At 35.5% G+C, this 20,000-nt stretch carries 14 protein-coding genes; 1 reads left to right on the plus strand and 13 read right to left on the minus strand.

The features are described 5' to 3' along the window. Positions 1-44 precede the first annotated feature (44 nt). From ACFVR2_RS16390 to ACFVR2_RS16430, 9 genes are all read right to left on the minus strand, one after another. Positions 45-4,346, minus strand: a complete 4,302-nt coding sequence (locus ACFVR2_RS16390; RefSeq protein WP_387363767.1) for an InlB B-repeat-containing protein — start codon at positions 4,344-4,346, stop codon at positions 45-47. Positions 4,347-4,516: 170 nt separating this feature from the next. Beyond that, the gene (locus ACFVR2_RS16395; RefSeq protein WP_387363770.1) at positions 4,517-6,457 is read right to left on the minus strand and encodes a BglG family transcription antiterminator; all 1,941 of its coding nucleotides are present in this window, start codon (positions 6,455-6,457) and stop codon (positions 4,517-4,519) included. 428 nt (positions 6,458-6,885) lie between these two features. Next, on the minus strand, positions 6,886-7,602 hold the full coding sequence (locus ACFVR2_RS16400) for an SIS domain-containing protein (protein ID WP_387363773.1): 717 nt from the start codon (positions 7,600-7,602) through the stop codon (positions 6,886-6,888). Positions 7,603-7,635: 33 nt separating this feature from the next. After that, the gene (locus ACFVR2_RS16405) at positions 7,636-9,003 is read right to left on the minus strand and encodes a nucleotidyltransferase family protein (protein WP_387363776.1); all 1,368 of its coding nucleotides are present in this window, start codon (positions 9,001-9,003) and stop codon (positions 7,636-7,638) included. 25 nt (positions 9,004-9,028) lie between these two features. Beyond that, positions 9,029-10,156 carry a MupG family TIM beta-alpha barrel fold protein gene (locus ACFVR2_RS16410; protein WP_387363779.1) on the minus strand — a complete coding sequence of 376 codons (1,128 nt, stop codon included), beginning with the start codon at positions 10,154-10,156 and terminating at the stop codon, positions 9,029-9,031. 35 nt (positions 10,157-10,191) lie between these two features. Beyond that, a complete protein-coding gene (locus tag ACFVR2_RS16415) occupies positions 10,192-11,109 on the minus strand; it encodes an N-acetylglucosamine kinase (protein ID WP_387363782.1) in 918 nt (305 codons plus the stop codon). Between the two features lie 352 nt (positions 11,110-11,461). Then, positions 11,462-12,445: a tRNA dihydrouridine synthase gene (locus tag ACFVR2_RS16420; RefSeq protein WP_387363898.1), complete on the minus strand. Its 984-nt coding sequence runs from the start codon at positions 12,443-12,445 to the stop codon at positions 11,462-11,464. 203 nt (positions 12,446-12,648) lie between these two features. Beyond that, positions 12,649-14,031, minus strand: a complete 1,383-nt coding sequence (gene rlmD / locus ACFVR2_RS16425; protein ID WP_387363785.1) for a 23S rRNA (uracil(1939)-C(5))-methyltransferase RlmD — start codon at positions 14,029-14,031, stop codon at positions 12,649-12,651. A 109-nt stretch (positions 14,032-14,140) separates the two neighbouring features. Beyond that, positions 14,141-15,025, minus strand: a complete 885-nt coding sequence (locus tag ACFVR2_RS16430; RefSeq protein ID WP_097973985.1) for a diacylglycerol kinase — start codon at positions 15,023-15,025, stop codon at positions 14,141-14,143. A 261-nt stretch (positions 15,026-15,286) separates the two neighbouring features. Between ACFVR2_RS16430 and ACFVR2_RS16435 the strand changes: the two genes are divergently transcribed. Continuing rightward, a complete protein-coding gene (locus ACFVR2_RS16435) occupies positions 15,287-15,754 on the plus strand; it encodes a formate/nitrite transporter family protein (RefSeq protein WP_387363789.1) in 468 nt (155 codons plus the stop codon). Between the two features lie 61 nt (positions 15,755-15,815). Here the strand turns inward: ACFVR2_RS16435 and gatB are convergent, their stop codons facing one another. From gatB to ACFVR2_RS16455, 4 genes are all read right to left on the minus strand, one after another. Continuing rightward, the gene (gene gatB, locus ACFVR2_RS16440; protein WP_387363792.1) at positions 15,816-17,246 is read right to left on the minus strand and encodes an Asp-tRNA(Asn)/Glu-tRNA(Gln) amidotransferase subunit GatB; all 1,431 of its coding nucleotides are present in this window, start codon (positions 17,244-17,246) and stop codon (positions 15,816-15,818) included. Positions 17,247-17,261: 15 nt separating this feature from the next. Then, positions 17,262-18,716: an Asp-tRNA(Asn)/Glu-tRNA(Gln) amidotransferase subunit GatA gene (gene gatA / locus ACFVR2_RS16445; protein ID WP_387363795.1), complete on the minus strand. Its 1,455-nt coding sequence runs from the start codon at positions 18,714-18,716 to the stop codon at positions 17,262-17,264. Between the two features lie 14 nt (positions 18,717-18,730). Further along, a complete protein-coding gene (gatC, locus tag ACFVR2_RS16450) occupies positions 18,731-19,021 on the minus strand; it encodes an Asp-tRNA(Asn)/Glu-tRNA(Gln) amidotransferase subunit GatC (protein WP_387363798.1) in 291 nt (96 codons plus the stop codon). A 299-nt stretch (positions 19,022-19,320) separates the two neighbouring features. Continuing rightward, positions 19,321-19,845 carry a deoxycytidylate deaminase gene (locus ACFVR2_RS16455; RefSeq protein ID WP_387363801.1) on the minus strand — a complete coding sequence of 175 codons (525 nt, stop codon included), beginning with the start codon at positions 19,843-19,845 and terminating at the stop codon, positions 19,321-19,323. Positions 19,846-20,000 lie beyond the last annotated feature (155 nt).

Raw genomic sequence — 20,000 nt, forward strand, 5'->3', positions numbered from 1 at the left:
CCCATATACCAAGATCCTTTTAGTATTTATTTCATTTAGTAGATTTAAAGTTTGATTTTAACAACAGCTGTATAGCTTCCGTAAACTTTTACATTTCCATCAAGAGTGTAGGCACGAACTTTAAAGTAGTACGTTTTACCTTTTACTAATCCTGTTGCATTAAATGTTCCAGTTGTAGTTGTTTTTGTTGTTTGATCAGAGAAATCGCTTTTTGTAGCACGAACGATTTCATAACCAGAAACGCCACTTACTCCAGTCCAATTTACTTTAATTGAAGTAGTACTCGCTTTTGTTGCTTTTAATCCTGTTGGTGTAGTAACAGTCCATTTTGCGTAAAGTGTTGTATTTGCTGTTACTTTATCAGTAGTAAAGTTCCATGCTGTTTTAAGCGCTGCATCTTTGTACCATCCAACGAAGTTAAATCCTTTTTTCGTTGGGTTAGCTGGTTTCGCAATGATAGAATCATAGTTTCCTGTTATAGTAGCTACTTTAGATCCACCTTTACTGTTAAATGTAACTGTGTATTTGTTAATATCCCATTTAGCGTAAAGAGTAGTAGATGCTGTTACTGTATCAGTTGCAAAGTTCCATGCTTGAGTACATGAAGCATCTTTATACCAACCAAGGAATGTATAACCTGTTTTTGTTGGTGTTGGTGCTGTAATCGCTTGATTATAAGTTGCAGTTATTGGATCTACTGCAGATCCGCCTTGTGAATTAAATGAAACTGTTTGTTTTGCATCCTTAGATACTGTGCGTACAAAAGTCATCACGTGGCTATCATTTGCAAATTGTGCTTCTCCGTTCAATGTCATTCCAGAGTATACAACCGTAGCAGTGATGTTAGCTGGTTTATCAGTGTTGTACGTTACTTTTCCATCCGCATCAACAGCAACATCGTCTGGTGAAGATGATTCGTAACTAACATCTACATATTTGTTTCCATCTGTATTCAATCCTTTTTCAGCCATTGCATCTTTTAACCAAGTTGGGTATGCAAATGAGTTCTTGTCAAGCTCAGTAGGAGCAATTTTTTCAGCTGATTTCATCGAATCAACAACTTTGATTGTGTAAGTGATTTTTTTCGGAGCTCTAAAGAATCCGTCAATCACATAACCCGTAACTGTACTTGTTCCTGGTCTTAAAGCAGTTGCGTATGATCCATAGTGCACACCATCTTCACTAATACCTGCTGCACTAACGTTACCAACTTCACCATAAGCTGCTAAAGTTCTTAAATCCAGAACATTAGATACATTTGAATCAGCATTGATTTGTGTTGGTAATCCATTGCTATATCCAGCTAAATCCCAAGAATTCGTTAACCAAGCTACATTTTTTGTATATCCTGTCGTATTAGCATCCAATTTAACAGAGTCACCAACATTAATCGTAAATGTATGTGTGTCGTCGTTATATTTAGCATTCGGATTCATAGCCGCTACATTCGTTGGATAAGCAATGCTTTCTGTACCATTATTTACTGGTGCAGTAACTTTTGATCCTAAATCTTCTACATATGCAGCATCCTCAGGGTTTTGAGTTAACCAATAAGGCATAGATGTTACAGTTGAAGATTCCATTGATAAGCTGTTACCAGAATCAATTGTTCTTCGGTCCATCGTTCCAAAAATATTTGTATTGTATTTAGACATCATTACTTCATCACGTGGAATTAATTGATCAACCATTAAATCAGGTGTCACGTGCGTTACGTCATTTCTGTTTGCAGAAAGAGAATCCCAGTTCATGAAGTTATTTGGTATACGTTTCATTTGCCATGTTGAACCTTCAAGGTCAACCGTTGAACTTCCGATACTAAATCCTTTTTCTTTCATTGCACCTAGAGAAGCTGCGTAGAAAGTTAACATAAATGGATTTTTCTCTCTCTTTTCATTGAACCACCATTGGTTCATACCGTCTAAGATCCCTTTAGCATTCGTATTCTCTGCATGGTGAGATAATGTGTAATATGCTAGTGCAGCTTCTTCTTCATCAGAATAGTTCATGTATGATTCGTAAGATACTCCACTCACGCCAATATCGTCTCCGTTATGAGCAGAGATACCAAAGTATCTAGAGTGGTATTGTAATGACATATCAAGTAATGAAGTTGAGTTATAAGACTTTGGATATCTTGTTTCATAATCATTGTGTTCTGAAGCTGTTGTAGATGCTTTCACACCATTCATTACTTTGTATTCATTTGCAAAATCAAGTGGAGAAATTACTGCAACACCTTGTGCTTCAAGTGCAGCTTTTTCTGCTGGCGTATAACCGCCCATATCTCTTGCAGCTACAAGCATTTGTAATGTCAACGTTGCATTTAATGGACCATCTTCGTAGTCATTTCTATCCCATGCATTTGATACACCGTCAAGGAATTCTGGATTTAAATTAGCCCATTTAGTTGGAGCTGAAGGAGCATTTAATCCATCTCCAGGTGCTGTACCATTGAAACGAGATTCAATTGGGTTCTCCCCAGTAACACTTACTTGATAATAGTTGTTTAAAACCATTGCATTTGTATGGTTAATTAAATCATTTTTCACAAGAGCCGCTAATTCAGGATCACTATCTTTAAACGTGTTATAAGCTAGGTCTAATGTAAAGTAATGACCTACTAATTCGTCCGTAGACGTTGTTGCTTTATAATAGACTTTGTTAGAGTCTAAAGCTTTTGTTGCATCATCTAAATTAGGATTTTGTTCATTTATAATATTCGTTAAACGCGGCGGTACTGCAACAGTGTCATAAGCCTTGATTCCAGCAGTTCCTCCACTGATTTTACCTGGAACAGAATATTTAATTGTATTCCCGTTTACATCTTTAGTAGTTCCTGCACTTTTTTGAAGCCAAGCTTGATCCCATGATTTGCTTTCTGCAGTCGTAGAACCATTGTTGCTGCCCTCTACTTTATACGATCTAGCAAAGAACCCAGCTGAAGCAGGTTTTCCTGTTGTGTCTAACGTATACTTTCCATCATTATCAACGAATACTGGTTTACCTTCGTTATCTGCAAGCCACTTCTTACCTTCATCAATCGTTGTTACTTTACCACCTAGTGAGTTAACAATATAAACAACATCGTTAACATTGTCTTTTGAAGGTACCTTTAACTGCGTTCCTGATACATAACCAAGCGTTACAATGGCTTCAACAGCGCGAACAGCAGAAGCTTTAGCATCTATTGTCCTAGCATCTTTTTCACCAAAGTTTTCTTTCATGTAGTTGTATCTCCAAATTTCACCTGAAGCGTACATCGTAGTCCATAATCCATCGTTATCCGTATCAGAAATCGAGCTTATAGCATCTTTATCTGCTGTCATAAGAGCTTTAATCATATTATCCTTATTACCAAAACTCATAGAACCAGATTGGAAACCAAATCGATCTGCATAGTTTCTAGAAATTTCTTCTTGAACTAATGATTTGCCCATTAGAGACATTTGTTTTCTTACAATATGAGTAGCATTTCCTTTTTCGCCTAGAATCCAAAGTCCATTATTTCCATCAGACATAATGTTTGTAATTACTTCTTTGGCATTAAATTGAGTTGGGTTTCCGTTTTTATCAATTCCTGAACCTGAATTTTCACCAGTTTGAGGAACATATCTTCCACCTTGTAAATATTGAATTTGATCAGCCGGAGCTAAGTTTGGATCATATAGTGTAATTGCATCGGATACGATACCTGTAGTCACAGGATGATCTTTTTCATCACCAAAATTAACGTTACCATTTGACTTAATTAAAGTATCCTTTGAAACTAACCATTTGACGCCATTTTCTCCATTTACATAGCCAACATAGTTTTTAGAAGGAAACTTAGTTCCTGATGGAGCAGTTGGAATATTTGTTGTTTGCAAATTAGTTGATGAAAGTGCAGCAGGAATTTTCGAATCTCCCGCATTGTAATAGTAAACTAGCTTTTCTAGATTAGTAGATGCCTGCGTCTCAATTACAGAAACCGTAATATTCACTTTAGCTGGATTACCACTTAAATCTACTCCAGTACCTGTGATGATTGCAGAACCACCAGATACACCTAAAACCTTACCGCTATAATCACCTTTTGCGTTACCGATTGTATCAACATACGCAACGTATGGATCAGAGGTTGTCCATTTTACTGGCTTTGTTGTATCTAAACTACTTGGTTTTGCGTGAGTAATTTGTGTAGTATTCATAAAAATCTTAGTGCCTGTTGAAATCGGCGCTACAGATTGTGTTGTAACAGTTGGTGCTGCCTTTGCAACAACTCCACTTAAAGGACTTGCAAACATTGTTGCTGCTAGTACAGAAGCTGGAAGTGCTCTACCTAAAAACCATTTATTTCTTTTCATTTATCTTCCTCCAAAATAATTTTATTAATTAATTTTTTAATCGAAGTACCTTTTCATGAACAAGTAACCGTTTTCAAGATTATCTAAAAAGGACAAATGATAACATGAAGTTGATCCGTATCTATTAGCGATCATCCTATTAATTATTTGTTAGCATGATCGCTAAATCGTTACGAACCATATTGAAACAAGATTTTAGAAATTTCATATTGAAAATCATTGAAATTATTTGATTTCAAAACTTTTTGTTTGGTCTCAGGATGATCCATTAAATGTAAAAATAATCGACTTAACTCCTTGTGTAAAAACAAGTCTCCGGCACGAAGATTAATTAAAAATAGTATTTGTACGACTTTTCCATCGATCGTTGGTGGATTTTTAAAGATTACTACACTGATTGAATCCTGAATCGCAACCATTTTTAATGCATGTGGCGCAGCAATTCCATATTGTAGTATCGTCGATATTTTTTCTTCACGGTCGACAACTAAAGTGGGATAATTAGGTGCTGCAAATCCTAGTTCAACAACGCTTTTTGCCTTTTCTTTAATAAATGCTTTGTAGTCAAACGACTCTTTGCTTTCTTCTATATAAAACAATTCTGTATGAAATAAAGATAAAAGTGTTGGTACATCTTCTTTAACTTTATTAGCCGGGTATCTAGTAAGCGTACGTCGAATTCTTTGAACATCCGTTTCAGTTAATATTGGTGCTACTTGAATATATGGAATCGAAATATTGTCAAAAGGAATCGAAGTCGATGAAACTAATAAGTCATAATCTTCTAAATTTAACGCTTGAAGCTCACTATACAAGACGACATCAATTATTGCCCCTTGGAAAAGTGTCTCAAGTTTCATTTTCATTAAATCGGCCGATCCTGCTCCTAATCCGTAAGATAGTAGAATTTTTTTGAAGGAACTTAATTGTTTTTGCTTCTCCCTTTCTACGTGAGCTGCTAAATGCATTGTGATGTAACCCATTTCGTCACTAGAAAGTTCGAATCCCCAAATTTCCTTTATCATTTCAGAAAAGTTTAAAGCAATCATAAATACATCTGAATACCTACTATATACATCATCAATCAATGGATTCGTAAGCTTTAAATTGAAATATAATCTTCTTAACAGTGGATACATATGCATGATCATCGTATTTAAAAGCTGCTGATCACCTGAAAACTGAGTTAAGAATGTTTGATCTAATCTTTCTAAACAATTCTTTAGTTTTTGTTTTAAGTCATTTTTTTCATGTTCCTCAATATCGTCTACACTCGATTTACCACTTATATGAGCAGCTAAATAGATAATTTCACTCTCTGGTAATACGACATGATATAGTTCAGAAAGAATTTCACAAATTCTCTTTGCTATATTCATAAACGATTGTTTGATTAGAGAAACATCTAACTTTTTTTCTTGATTAGGCAAGATAAAGTTGTGTTGAGTTACTCGAAACGAGAGTACTTGGATATGCACTAAAATATTCTCAAGTGCAAAATAACTTAATTTCAGTTGATTATTCTGTACTTCTTCACTCAAAACAGCTCGAATTTCCTCAAAAGGAAAAGCTTTCTCAAAAGTTTGATAATTCGACTTCTTTAACAGCCCTGTTTCTTTTTGACTTAAGAAGTAGGAAAACGCTCTTCTAAAATTCGTTTCATCCCCAAGTAAACGAACTCCATAGCGTGATTTTGTTTCTACTTTTAAATCAAAAATCCTTACTTGCTTTTCAACTTCAATCATGTCAGTAAAAACTGTTGATCTGCTAATCATTAGACTATCAGCAAACAGATCAATCGTTTGAAACTCAGTCGTTTGAAGCAAAAGCATAATAATATTACTCACTCGGACACGAGGTAAATCTGGTGCTAATGCACCGTCTATTTCTTTCAAATACGTTTGAACCAGTTCTTGGTTTGCTACATGAAGTAAATAGCCTTCACCACGTTTTTTCTGAACCACAAATCCGAACTTTTCACCAATCGCGTTTAATTCTTTTAATTCATTTCGCAGTGTACGATTTGAAATGGCGAATTCAGATTCAAGTTCCTGTGAAGTTAGTGATTTTCCTTTTTGATACAAATATTGCAAAATTAAATCTCTTCGCATTTATTACCTCACCACCCTAGATTCCTAATCTAGTATTTTAAGTTTACTTTCCAACAAATCTATTTAACAGTTTGAATTTTTCCAAAATAGTTCGCAATTTAAAACAAATAAGTCTAGTTCATATGTCACATTACATTCTAATGCAATAATACGACCTATGTCCTACAACAAAATACAGGTACATTTTACTAGCACCATCCGATTCTATTTCTTTTGTATACAAAAAAAATCCTTATCTTAGCATAAAAGCAATAGGATCAAGGATTTTGGCTTTTTGTTGTTTTAAGCGTTTCTTAACAACGTATTAAAAATTCTGTAAGACGTGGTTAATGCTTTAATCCGTTCAAACGTGAAAAAGCGCTCCCATAAACTGGGAACGCAAAAACAAGTCAAACCTTTGGTCTTTTTAATAGATATTCGATTAATGATTAAACACCATAATACTTCGCAAACAACTCTCTATTCCATTCATCTCCACCATCTACATTAGAGCTTTTAAACACAGGTGGTTTTAATCCAGCTTGATGAAATTTTTTTGCTAATAATATAGAAATTGTTTGAGCAACAAATGCTCCAGCCATTGTTGAAGTTGCCCCCATACCTGTATTTGCTTCTTCTACATAAAAGGCAGCATCTCCAGGTCCGGTGCAATTATCTATGACTACATCACTAAAATCGCAAAGATATTTCCCGCTACTATGTCTTGATTTTGAGCCTTCTGGATGATTTGGATTTGTAAAAGCAATTACCTTTGCACCGCATTCCTGTGCCATTTTTGCAAGTTCAACAGTCATTCCATTTCTTCCCGAATTGGAAGCAATCACAAGAATATCCTTTGAGCTTATTTTGTATAAATCAAAAATTACCTTTGCATAAGCCTCTATTCGTTCGATCACAGTACTTTTTAATGGATGGTCATGTAAAAAAAACTCATTCGGCAAAATTGGAGAGACCCCAGCAAACCCACCTGCTCTTACATAAAATTCTTCTGCAAACATATGTGAATGACCTGAACCAGTAACGAGGAAGCGACCACCAGTTTGAATGGCTTCAAAAATACATGTTGCCGCTTGGTCAATGTTTTGATTTTGTGTTGTATATAATTTTTCGAGATTTGCCATTACATACTTAAAATAATTCTCCATAAATGAATACCTTCTTTTATCGATTTAATAAAATTACCAACCGTACTTCTTTTCACTCCATTTTTTAATAACTAGATCTTGTTTTACGAAAACAAGGCTATTTTGTTCGATATCTTTATCGATGATTGCACCTGCTCCTAACACACTATAAGCCCCTATTTTACAACCAGGCATAATAATCGTATTCACTCCGGTTCTACAATAATCACCAAGATAAGCTGCGTTTGAAAAATGTAAAGGTATTTCTTTCCGTCCATTTACTGAGTGCTCAGTTTCACCGTCATCAAAGCGTAATGTTCCACAAACCGTTGCTGCACCGATATCTGTATGACTTCCAATTGCGCCATAAAACTCTCCATAGTGGTAAAGATATACCTTATCCATTACCATTCCGCCAAGGAACTCTGCACAATGGTCGAATATACAATGCGATCCAATTGATACTCCATCATAAATAATACAATAATTACGAATGGCAGTATGATCGCCAATAACTGCATTGCCATTGAAAATTGCACCATTATCAATGATCGTATGATCACCTACAATTAGGTTACCGTGAATGACAACTCGATCACCAATTGAGGAATTCTTACCAAGCTTTACGTGACCATGAATGGTTGCATTTTCAGAAATCATCGCACCTTCAGCTAGTTCGTTTTCTTTTATTGCATGACAAAAATGATTCACCATATATTCATTCGCTTCTAACATATGCCAAGGCTTATCTATATCAAAGAAATGGCCATTACACTCAATCGCTTGTAGTTTTGTTTTCTCAAGTGATATTAGAAGTGCAGCTTCGATGTATCGTTCTTTTGGAGCACCCACTCCTACTTTTACATTCGGAAAATAATCCGGCGTTCTTCTCACTTCATCTAGAATTGACTCTTCAAAAAGAAATCCTGCAAATTGATGTGTAATACTGTCACCACGGTAATGAGCACCGATTGACTGAACAAATCCATCCTTTATACTCGCACCGATCCAATTTCTTGATGACTCTTCTAATTTCTTCAACAAAACGGTAGGTTTGTTAGAATTAGCTAATTGCTCGAGATCCTTTTGTTCGACGATCGTATCACCGTAAAGAACGAGAAACTCCTTAGTACTTGAAAGTTTCTCAGCTCCCTTTACTAAACTTTCTGCACTTCCTAAATTTGATTGATCAACTACAAATTTAACATGATCTATGTCGAATAGAAGGTTCTCAATCTCTCTTTGATGTTCCTCATTAACGACAACAACAATCTCTTCTATTCCCATTGCTACAATGGATTCAATATTATAACGTATTAATGGTTTACCAGCGATTTTTATTGCTGTTTTAGAGCGAACTGCGTTGAAAGGAATCATTTTACTCCCATTGCCTGCCGCAAGAATTACTGCACTTTTTACCATTCGAATACCTCGACTATAAATTTTTTTACTTATATTCAACTAATCGAAATTTATTTTTGCCTGCTAATAGATAAGGCATTAAATCGTATGCAAAAGGATGAACAAATCCAATGACATTATGCTCAACGGATTGTCCTAAATCTTTTAATGAAATTTGTACCTCTCCCTCATATTGTGCACTTCGATTATTTAAAACTGAAACTGTATATTTCTTTCTTGGTGCACAATAGCAATGGGGTACTTCCATTCCCCTTGTATCAGTTGCACGAATGAGATTTGCTGGTTGATCTACTCTTGAAATAAGAACCTGCTCGCTAATTTTCATTTTTGTCGGCTCGGGAACAAACTGATTAAAAACAACTGGAATTTCTATATAATCTCGTTTGTAACATCTAGACATTTCTTTGAGCTCTGAAAAATCTGCAAATGAGTCACCAATTAACACATCATTAAAACCATTTGCAAATAACTCTAGCATGGCAATATGGCTAGGCAAGAAGCGATGTTTTTCAATTGTACAAACTCCATGGCCTAAGTGGTGTAAATCCTTAGGCGAAAGCTGAGATGCAACAAACCCTCCGATTGGCACACCGAATAAAGCAAACATATTGTTAATTGAACGTATATCTTCTAAAGACAATGCTGTATCTGGTAGAGGAAAAAAATTATGACAAGCTGTTAGTTGTCCAATATTTCCTTCTCTTTCTATTGTTTCTAAAAACTCACGACATTCGCGTAAAGCGTTTCCATCTTGATTATTAGAAGAAGACATTGAAGCATTTACTTCAATTTGTATTCCCTGCTTATTTTTTGAAAGAAGTGCAACTTCTTCACTCGTAAACCCACCATCGATGCGGAGTCTTGTGATGCCCATATTTTGTAACGCTGTAAGGTCGGTTAATGTACAACCCAACTCACTGAAAACTTCATCATTCATATCAGCTGACACCGTCATATTAAGTTCTTTACAATAACTAAATAATTCATTCCAAGTTTCAGCATTTACATTTAGTGCTCCTTCAAAACCATGATTATTTAAAATCAGTGAAACAAATACCTTTTTAAAACCAAATGAATTAGCCTTTTCTAAATAATCTTTGATTTGATTCATTGGATAAAAGTTGGGATACACACTAATTCCTATTTCACGCATATTCGATCGCCATTCCTTACTATTTTTATTTTGAATTACTTGTATTTCTCGCCAATAATGATGGCACCGAAAACTGGATCATAAAGAGGTGTAGAAAGTTCAACCTGTGGTAAAGCCACATTTAACTTCTCTTTTAGCGTATCGAAATACTCAGTTGATTTCGTCAGCAAACTTCCTGCCACAGAAAGGCGGAAATTAATTGATCCCATTTGTCGGCTGATTCCAATGACTAAACGAACCAACTTATCTAGTTCTCCTTCGACAATTGTACGAGCAGCTTCGTCACCTTTTACCCATGCTTCTAATATGATTGGCGTACACGAAGCTACCTTATCTACCGGAATTGTATCTTCCAAGTATAATAAGTCCATAAAATCTTCTGGAGAATTTAACTTAAAATGAGCAAGTAGTTTTTCGGTAAATGATGTAGGAGCAATCACTTTGTCATACTCGTTCATAACTGTCGCGATTGCATGTAAGCCAATTTGGAAGCCTCCACCCTCATCACTTATTAATCCGCCCCATCCTCCTGAGCGTATTGTATTTCCTTTTGAGTCTACTCCCATAACGATGGAACCTGTTCCAGCAATCATTAAAGCATCCTTTCGATCTCCGTTCCCACCAACAAGAGCAATTTCTGCATCATTCACTACTTCTAACTGGCAAGTAAAACCACTTTCTTTTAATGCATTCAAATAAATATCAATATCTTTCGGTCGATCTACTCCTGCAGAGCCTAATACAAGGATCGCATTTCGTAAGCGCTCTCCAAAACAAGAAGTTAGTGATTCATATATTTCACTAAATACTGGTCTAAGCCCTTCAACACCGATGTTGTTATAATTTGACATCCCAAAATTTTGATCAAATAACGTTTCTCCATCTAGTCGTTCTTTGACCATAACTCTCGTTTTCGTTCCTCCGCCATCCATTCCGATTATCAATCTATTCATTATGTGTTGATCCGTCCTTTCGTTAAGCTAATAAGTATCAATCTACTTATACATTTAGCTTTTAATTCATTCTTTTTATCGTTTTTTATTTCATCTTAAATTTCAAATTTGTTATGAATGTATAGTTGCATTTATTGTAAAGTAAACATTTCTCATTTACTAGGTGGATATTTTCTTCATGTAAAGGAAAAAAACCACTTATTCAATGTGAACAACTCGTCAAAGTTCTAGATTGTATAATGAATACAAAAAAAGTACCCTATAGCTAGACTTTAAGTGTCTACTCTAGAGAGTACTTTTTAATTGTATTTATATGTGCAGACTGTAATTGACAACACAAGGGCTGACACTTTTACAGTTCCAATATTCCATCAAGATTCTTTGACTCAAAGTTATCAAGCATTGCACGTACTTCATCTGTTGATTTCGTGTTCATCAATTGATTTCTTAGTTCACCAGCTCCGCGGAATCCTTTGACATAAATTTTGAAAAAACGATGAAGCCCTGTGATTGAACGTGGCAATACATCCGCATATTGATCTTGAAGATCAAGCTGGAGTCTTAAAAGATCAAGATGTTCTTTACTACTATGCTCTTTTGGCTCTTTTTCAAAAGCAAACGGATTTTTAAAAATGCCTCGTCCGATCATAACTCCATCAATACCATATTTTTCGGCAAGCTGTAGTCCAATTTGACGGTCAGGAATATCTCCATTGATTGTTAGAAGCGTATTTGGTGCGATACGGTCACGTAATTTTTTAATTTCCGGAATTAGCTCCCAATGCGCATCTACTTGGCTCATTTCATCTCTTGTACGTAAATGAATAGAAAGGTTGGCGATATCCTGTTTTAAAATATGCGTTAACCACTCATCCCACTCATTTACCTCCTTAAAGCCGAGTCGCGTTTTCACGCTGACAGGAAGTCCGCCTGCTTTTGCTGCTTGAATAAGTTCTGCAGCAACGTCTGGGCGCAGAATAAGGCCACTCCCCTTCCCTCTTGATGCCACATTCGGTACAGGGCAACCCATATTAATATCGATTCCTTTAAATCCTAGTTCCGCCATACCAATACTCATTTGACGAAAATATTCAGGATTATCCCCCCAGATATGTGCCACCATTGGCTGTTCATCTTCTGTAAAAATCAAACGGCCACGCACACTTTTCATGCCCTCTGGGTGACAATAGCTATCCGAATTTGTAAACTCTGTGAAAAATACATCCGGTCTACCCGCTTTACTCACCACATGGCGAAAAACAACGTCTGTCACATCTTCCATCGGTGCAAGCACAAAAAATGGTCGTGGTAAATCACGCCAAAAATTATCTATCATAATCAAATTCAAATCCTCTCATTATGGGAAAATAGTCCAACCCCTTTATCCCAAAATTAAAAAACGCTTCCTTTTCATTTATACCATGCTTATTCACTTATTATCTCCGGCCCATCAAACAGCATTCCACTGTTCAAGTTACTAAAAGTTTTGTTAAAAAACTGAAGTAATTTGGAAGACCACTAGATTGAAAAGATATAAAATCAGTTGCCATCTTTCAGTACTAATTTCGCGACAGCTTCCACGTGACTAGTATGTGGGAACATATCCACTGGCTGTATTTCAACTGTTTTATAACCGCCGTCTTCAAGTACTCGTAAATCTCTTGCTAATGTTGCAGGATTACATGATACATAAACTACTTTACTCGGCTTCATATCAATGATTGTATTTAATAAAGCCTCGTCACAACCTTTTCTTGGAGGGTCTACAACTAATACTTCCGCTGTAATTCCTTGCTTGTACCAATTAGGTATAACTTCTTCAGCTTTCCCTACCTCAAATTCAACATTTGTCATCTCATTAATCATTGCATTTCGTTTCGCATCTTCAATCGCTTCTGGTACAATTTCTACACCATAAACCTTTTTAGCCTTTTGAGCTAAAAATAATGAGATTGATCCGATTCCACAGTATGCATCAATAACTGTTTCACTACCATTTAAGTTTGTATACTCGAGTGTTTTATCATATAAAACCTTAGTTTGTGTAGGGTTAACTTGATAAAATGATCGAGCTGAAATTTCGAAAGTAATGTCACCAATTTTATCTTTGATTGTTTCACTTCCGTATAATACAATTGTTGGATTCCCAAGTATCACATTTGTTTTTTCATTATTTACGTTTTGAATAATGCTTGTAATTGTTGGATATTTCTCAACAATTCTAGCTATTAATTCGTCTTTTTGAGCAAAGTTCATTTTATTTGTAACAAGAACTAGCATTGATTCATTTGTATAGTATCCATAGCGTGCCATAATATGACGCAATAGTCCTTTGTGGCCAACTTCATCGTATGGCTCAATTTTTAATTCCTCACAAAGATCCTTCACAGCTTGTATCATTTCATCATTTTCTTTTCCTTGAATGTAGCATTCATTCATTGGAATTATTTCATGGCTTCTCTTTTGATAGAAACCAACAACTAGTCCACCTTCTAGTTCCCCTACTGGAACTTGTGCTTTGTTACGATAACTCCATGGATTTTCCATTCCTAGCACTGGATGGATTACTACGTCATCAAGTTTCCCAATTCGTTTTACAACTTCTACTACTTGTTTATGTTTCGCTTCAAGTTGGCCTTCATAGCTCATATGTTGAGTTTGACAACCACCACATTGATCGTAAATCGAACAAATTGGTTCAACTCGAACATCACTTTCTTTTTGGAATTCAATAATTTTACCGAACCCAAAGCCTTTGCTTGTTTTTAGTACCTTAATTTGTGCTTTTTCACCAGGAAGTGCATTTGGTACAAAGATCGGATATCCATCCACCTTTGCAACTCCATGCCCCTCATGAGTTAAATCGATAAATTCAACATCTATGAATTGATTCTTTTCTACAGGTAATACTCTTTTCGACAAGTCCCTTACCTACCTTTCAACCTTTTATTAAACTATTTCATTATACAAAATAAATAACCACGTTAACTACCGTGGTTACTTTTTCTAGTATTTACTACTATTTCACTTATTATGGTACATAGATTTCTAGGTGGTTGTAAAGCATATCGACAGTACATGGTGTTTCTCCACCATACTCACCATCAATATTTAATAGTAGTTTATCATCAGACATAATTTTCAAATGGCTTGCTCTAGTATAAAGAACATATTCATTTTGTACATGCTGGCCACTTAATAGCTGGGCACATACTCTGATGATTTCGGCTATATTTGATTTCTTTAAGACTAATAAATCAAATTGTCCATCATTGATACTTGCCTCTGGTGCAATTTTTTCAAATCCGCCAACTGAATTTGTATTCGATAATAAGAACAAATATGCTTCTTCATCAAAGACTTTTCCATCATACTCAATTTTTAATCGTGTAGGCTTAACTCTTGGTAACATTTCAATACCTTTTAAATAATATGCTAGCTGTCCTAACATTGTTTTTAGTTTACTAGGTACTTCATATGTTAATTCTGTAATTTTACCGGCAGCTAAAATATTTACAAAATATTTATCATCAACTCTTCCAATATCAAGGGGGACAGTTTGCCCATTTGTTATGACTTCAGCCGCTTCCATAATTGAAACATTCACACCAATTGCTCTAGCAAAATCATTTGTTGTCCCAACCGGGATTAATCCTAACTTTGGTCGATATTCTTGTTCTGCCATACCACTAATGACTTCATTAAGTGTTCCATCTCCACCGCAAGCTACAACTAAATCAAATTTTCGTTCACATGCTTCTCTTGCTGCGATTGTCGCATCACCTGCACCGGTTGTTGCATGACAAGAAGTTTCATACCCCGCTTGCTCGAACAATTGCAACACATCGGGAAGCTTTTTCTTAAAAATTTCACGACCAGAAGTAGGGTTGTAGATAATTCTAGCACGTTTCATCATTAACCATCCTACTTATTTATTTAAGTTCTCTAACTTATATCCTAACCTAAAAAGTTTTTGTAGTAAACTTTTTCCATTTACTTATCTATTTTTACCTTTATAAAGCATGTTCAAACCCAGTTTGAAAAGCTTATTATATTATATTAAATTTATATTACATTGGTTTCTTTGCTATATTTTTCTATCGTTTTGAACAACTTAATCATTATAGTACATATTGATGATAAATACATTAAAGTAGAATTAAGGATTGATAATGAGATGGAAAACAAACCGTTTGTGAATGTAGAGTATTTTGCTTTAAAAAAGTTAAAAATTTACCGTGATAGTGTTTTGCGTTTTTTATTAAGAGCAATAATGGCTAGTATGTTTATAGGCTTCGGCGTTATAGTAGCATTTAAATCAGGTCATTTCTTTCATGCTGCGTATACACCTTTTGCCTACCCAATGGCTGCTATAACAATTACCGTCGCCATTCTTCTAATTGCATACGGTGGTGCTGACCTATTTATAGGAAACATATTTTATTTTGCCTACACTGCAATTAGAGGAAAAATGAATTGGCCAGAGGTGTTACATTTATGGCTTATAACTTACATTGGAAATATACTAGGTGCTGGTTGTTTTTCTTTATTAATACATATAACAGGATTATATAACGATCCTACAGTAAGGTGGATATCCTTTTGTATGCACCAACAAGCCAACCATATTATTGAGTCATTTTGATTCTAAACAATGCAAAAAAACTACGAGCTTATTTAGCTCGTAGTTTTTTGTATTAAAAGATTTATCTTTTTTGAATTTCTTCCATTAAGATCTTATTTAATAGTGGTGGATTCGCTTGGCCTTTAGTCGCTTTCATCATTTGACCAACAAGGAAACCAATAGCACGGTCCTTACCATTTTTAAAGTCTTCAATTGATTGTGGGTTAGCATCAAGAGTTTCAATAACGATTTTACGAAGTGCGCCCTCATCAGATAATTGTACTAAGCCTTTCGCTTTTACAATTTCGTTTGCGTCTCCGCCGTTTTCGATTAACTCAGTGAATACTTTTTTCGCAATCTTAGAAGAGATTGTACCGTCTGTAATTAACTTAAGCATACTAGATAAGTTTTCAGGCGTTAAAGCAACTTCATGGAATTCTTTTTGTGATTTATTTAAGTATGCTGAAACTTCACCCATTAACCAGTTAGATGCTAATTTTGCATCTGCACCATTGTTTACAGTGTCATCGAAGAAATCAGACATTTCTTTTGTTAAAGTTAATACCATTGCATCGTATGCTGGTAAACCTAGTTGCTCTACATAGCGTTTTTGACGAGCATCTGGAAGCTCCGGAATACTTTTGCGAACACGTTCTTTCCACTCATCATCAATATATAGTTCAACTAAGTCTGGTTCTGGGAAGTAACGGTAATCATCCGAACCTTCTTTTACACGCATTAAGATTGTAGTCTTTGTAGCTTCATCGTAACGACGTGTTTCTTGTTGGATTACTCCGCCAGATAATAATACTTTTTCTTGGCGAACTTGCTCGTGCTCCAGTCCTTTTTGAACGAAAGCAAAAGAGTTTAAGTTCTTTAATTCTGCTTTTGTACCGAATTTTTCTTGTCCAAATGGACGTAAAGAAATATTAGCATCACAACGAAGTGAGCCTTCTTCCATTTTTACATCTGATACACCACTGAATTGAATAATTGATTTAAGTTTTTCTAAATATGCATAAGCCTCTTCAGGTGTTCTCATATCCGGCTCAGAAACGATTTCAATTAATGGCGTTCCTTGACGGTTAAAGTCTACTAATGAATAACCTTCATCTGTATGATTTAACTTTCCAGCATCCTCTTCTAAATGAACGCGAGTTATACCGATACGTTTCTTTTTGCCACCAACTTCAATTTCAATCCATCCATTTTCACCAATCGGCTTATCAAATTGAGAGATTTGGTAAGCTTTTGGATTATCAGGATAGAAGTAGTTTTTACGGTCAAACTTTGTTTCAGTTGCAATTTCACAATTTAATGCCATTGCTGCCCTCATACCAAAGTTTACAGCTTCTTCATTTAATACTGGTAACACACCTGGATAACCTAAATCAATTACACCAGTGTTTGTATTTGGTTCTGCACCAAACGCATTAGGGCTTGGTGAGAAGATTTTTGATTTTGTTTTTAATTCTACGTGTACTTCTAAACCGATTATCGTTTCAAAATTCATCTTTCCCGCGCCTCCTTATAGTTGTGGTCTTTGTTTTGTAAAGTCAGTTGCTTGCTCGTATGCATGCGCAACTCTATAAATTGTAGACTCATCAAAATGTTTACCAATAATTTGTAATCCTAATGGAAGGCCATTGTGGAAACCACAAGGAACAGAAATCGCAGGTACACCCGCTAAGTTAATAGGAATCGTTAAAATATCATTTGCGTACATTGTCATTGGATCACTTACTTTTTCGCCTACTTTAAATGCAGGAGTTGGTGTAGTTGGGCCAATAATAACATCATAGTTTTCAAATACTTTCTCGAAATCTTCTTTTATTAATGTACGTACTTGTTGAGCTTTTTTATAGTAAGCATCATAGTAACCAGAACTTAATGCATAAGTACCTAACATGATACGGCGTTTTACTTCATCTCCAAAGCCTTCAGCTCTAGTTTTCTTATAAAGATCAATTAAGTTTTCTACATCAACTGCACGATGACCGTAGCGAATACCATCGAAACGAGCTAAGTTAGCAGATGCTTCAGATGAAGAAATTAAATAATATGTAGCTAATGCATATTTAGAATGTGGTAATGAAACCTCTTCCCAAGTAGCACCTAAGCTTTCTAATAAATTTAAAGCAGCCATAACAGATGCACGAGCTTCTTCACCAACGCCTTCTCCTAAATATTCTTTAGGTACAGCGATACGAAGACCTTTTACATCACCTGTTAACGCCTTAGCAAATGAAGGAACTTCTACATTTGCTGAAGTTGAGTCACTTGCATCTAATCCTGAAATTGCTTGTAATAACAATGCATTATCTTCTACATTTCTAGTAATTGGGCCAATTTGGTCTAGAGAAGAAGCAAATGCTACTAAACCAGAACGAGATACACGACCATATGTAGGTTTTAAACCAACAACTCCACAGAATGAAGCTGGTTGACGGATTGATCCACCTGTATCAGAACCTAAAGAGAATAATACTTCTCCAGCAGCAACTGAAGCTGCAGACCCACCACTACTTCCGCCTGGTACGTATTCAGTATTCCAAGGGTTACGAGTACCACCGAACGCAGAATTTTCATTAGATGAACCCATTGCAAATTCATCCATATTTAATTTACCGATCGTAATGCTTTCAGCTTGTGCTATTTTCGTTACAACTGTCGCATCATAAATTGGATTGAAGTTCTCAAGTATTTTACTCGCACAAGTAGTACGAAGACCCTTTGTAACGATATTATCTTTTACACCAATAGGCATACCAGAAAGAATTCCACGAGACTCATCCCAAGGCTTTTCATCAAGTGTTTTCGCTTGTAGACGCGCTTGCTCTTCATTTAAAGTTAAAAATGATTTTACTTTACCATCAACTGCAGAGATTCGCTCATACGATTCATTTACTAATTCTTCTACTTTAATCTCTTTTGATTTTAATTTGCTATGTAATTCTGAAACTGTATATTCAAATAATGACATTCTAATTCCCCCCCTTAATCCAATATTGACGGTACTTTAACTTGTCCATCTTTGTGGTCTGGTGCATTTTTCAGTACCTCTTCAATTGGTAAACCTTTACCTGGCTCATCTTTACGTAATACATTACGCATTTTTAGAACATGTGTAGTTGGTTTCACATTTGTTGTATCAAGTTCACCTAACTCCTCAGCAAAATCTAAAATTGCTCCAAGTTGTTTTGAAAACTTCTCTGCCTCTTCCTCAGTCACCGCTAAACGCGCTAAATGAGCAACGTGCTTAACTTGCTCCATTGTAATTTTTGACATTTATATGCACCTCCATATTATTCGCACAACATACAATATACTGATAATACCAAATTTCCCATGTGTCGGGCAACATTCCTCTTAAATCCAAGTAAAATAATTAAAGACTGTCCGTCAAACGCTCGCTTTCTTCGTTTCTTCACCTAACCGAAGTTCTCATTACCGTATAAGGTAACCCCACTCTTCATTAGGCTTCCGTGCCTCGAAAGACGTTCGCTTCCAAACAGTCTGTACATCAAATTTTGGATTAACCTACTTATAAAAATAAATTAAACGTTTGTTTAAATATGGATTCACGATTATTCAGTAGGAATTCTTGTTAGTTCAATTCCATATTTTTCAAAATACTCAATAGAATAATCATCCGGATAGCCTACATTATATACAACTCTAGTAATACCCGCTCCATTTATCATTTTCGCACAAGCTCGACATGGTGCAGTCGTACAATAGATTGTCCAATTATCACCTTTCGTTTTTTGAATTCCTGATTGTACTAGTTGATAAATTGCATTTTCTTCAGCATGGAAAGCATCACAAGGATACTGATCTGAGTATTTACCACTTTCTACTAACCCTTCTTGACGAGCAGCAAAGCGTGGGCATCCCCCATCAATGCAATGCTTAGCTCCTTTTGGATAACCATTATACCCAGAAGCAATTATTCTATTGTCACTTACAATAACTGCTCCAACCCTTCTACTTCCACAAGTTGAACGAAGAGAAGTTATAAATGCCTGTCCTAAAAAATAAGAGTCCCAATCATCACGAGTTCCTAAAGGAATTGAATCTACTAATTGAATAATTCTCTGTAAAATTTGCATGGTATCCCTTCTCTCTGTTCACTTTCGTTTATTTAAAATTATAGCATAATAATATGGAGAAGGGCTTAGTATTAAGTGATAAGTTTATGGTAATGCTCATAAAAAAAAGAGCGTAAATCTCCTTACACTCTTAATGGTATTTTATGTGAATGTTT

Source organism: Gottfriedia sp. NPDC057991 (assembly GCF_042886615.1).
Lineage (GTDB): Bacteria > Bacillota > Bacilli > Bacillales > Bacillaceae_G > Gottfriedia.

Excerpts from the sequence above, each read along its gene's own strand:
- ACFVR2_RS16390 (WP_387363767.1), bottom strand. The coding sequence starts at position 4,346 with ATGAAAAGAAATAAATGGTTTTTAGGTAGAGCACTTCCAGCTTCTGTA.
- ACFVR2_RS16395 (WP_387363770.1), bottom strand. The coding sequence starts at position 6,457 with ATGCGAAGAGATTTAATTTTGCAATATTTGTATCAAAAAGGAAAATCA.
- ACFVR2_RS16400 (WP_387363773.1), bottom strand. The coding sequence starts at position 7,602 with ATGGAGAATTATTTTAAGTATGTAATGGCAAATCTCGAAAAATTATAT.
- ACFVR2_RS16405 (WP_387363776.1), bottom strand. The coding sequence starts at position 9,003 with ATGGTAAAAAGTGCAGTAATTCTTGCGGCAGGCAATGGGAGTAAAATG.
- ACFVR2_RS16410 (WP_387363779.1), bottom strand. The coding sequence starts at position 10,156 with ATGCGTGAAATAGGAATTAGTGTGTATCCCAACTTTTATCCAATGAAT.
- ACFVR2_RS16415 (WP_387363782.1), bottom strand. The coding sequence starts at position 11,109 with ATGAATAGATTGATAATCGGAATGGATGGCGGAGGAACGAAAACGAGA.
- ACFVR2_RS16420 (WP_387363898.1), bottom strand. The coding sequence starts at position 12,445 with ATGATAGATAATTTTTGGCGTGATTTACCACGACCATTTTTTGTGCTT.
- ACFVR2_RS16430 (WP_097973985.1), bottom strand. The coding sequence starts at position 15,025 with ATGATGAAACGTGCTAGAATTATCTACAACCCTACTTCTGGTCGTGAA.
- ACFVR2_RS16435 (WP_387363789.1), top strand. The coding sequence starts at position 15,287 with ATGGAAAACAAACCGTTTGTGAATGTAGAGTATTTTGCTTTAAAAAAG.
- gatB (WP_387363792.1), bottom strand. The coding sequence starts at position 17,246 with ATGAATTTTGAAACGATAATCGGTTTAGAAGTACACGTAGAATTAAAA.
- gatA (WP_387363795.1), bottom strand. The coding sequence starts at position 18,716 with ATGTCATTATTTGAATATACAGTTTCAGAATTACATAGCAAATTAAAA.
- gatC (WP_387363798.1), bottom strand. The coding sequence starts at position 19,021 with ATGTCAAAAATTACAATGGAGCAAGTTAAGCACGTTGCTCATTTAGCG.
- ACFVR2_RS16455 (WP_387363801.1), bottom strand. The coding sequence starts at position 19,845 with ATGCAAATTTTACAGAGAATTATTCAATTAGTAGATTCAATTCCTTTA.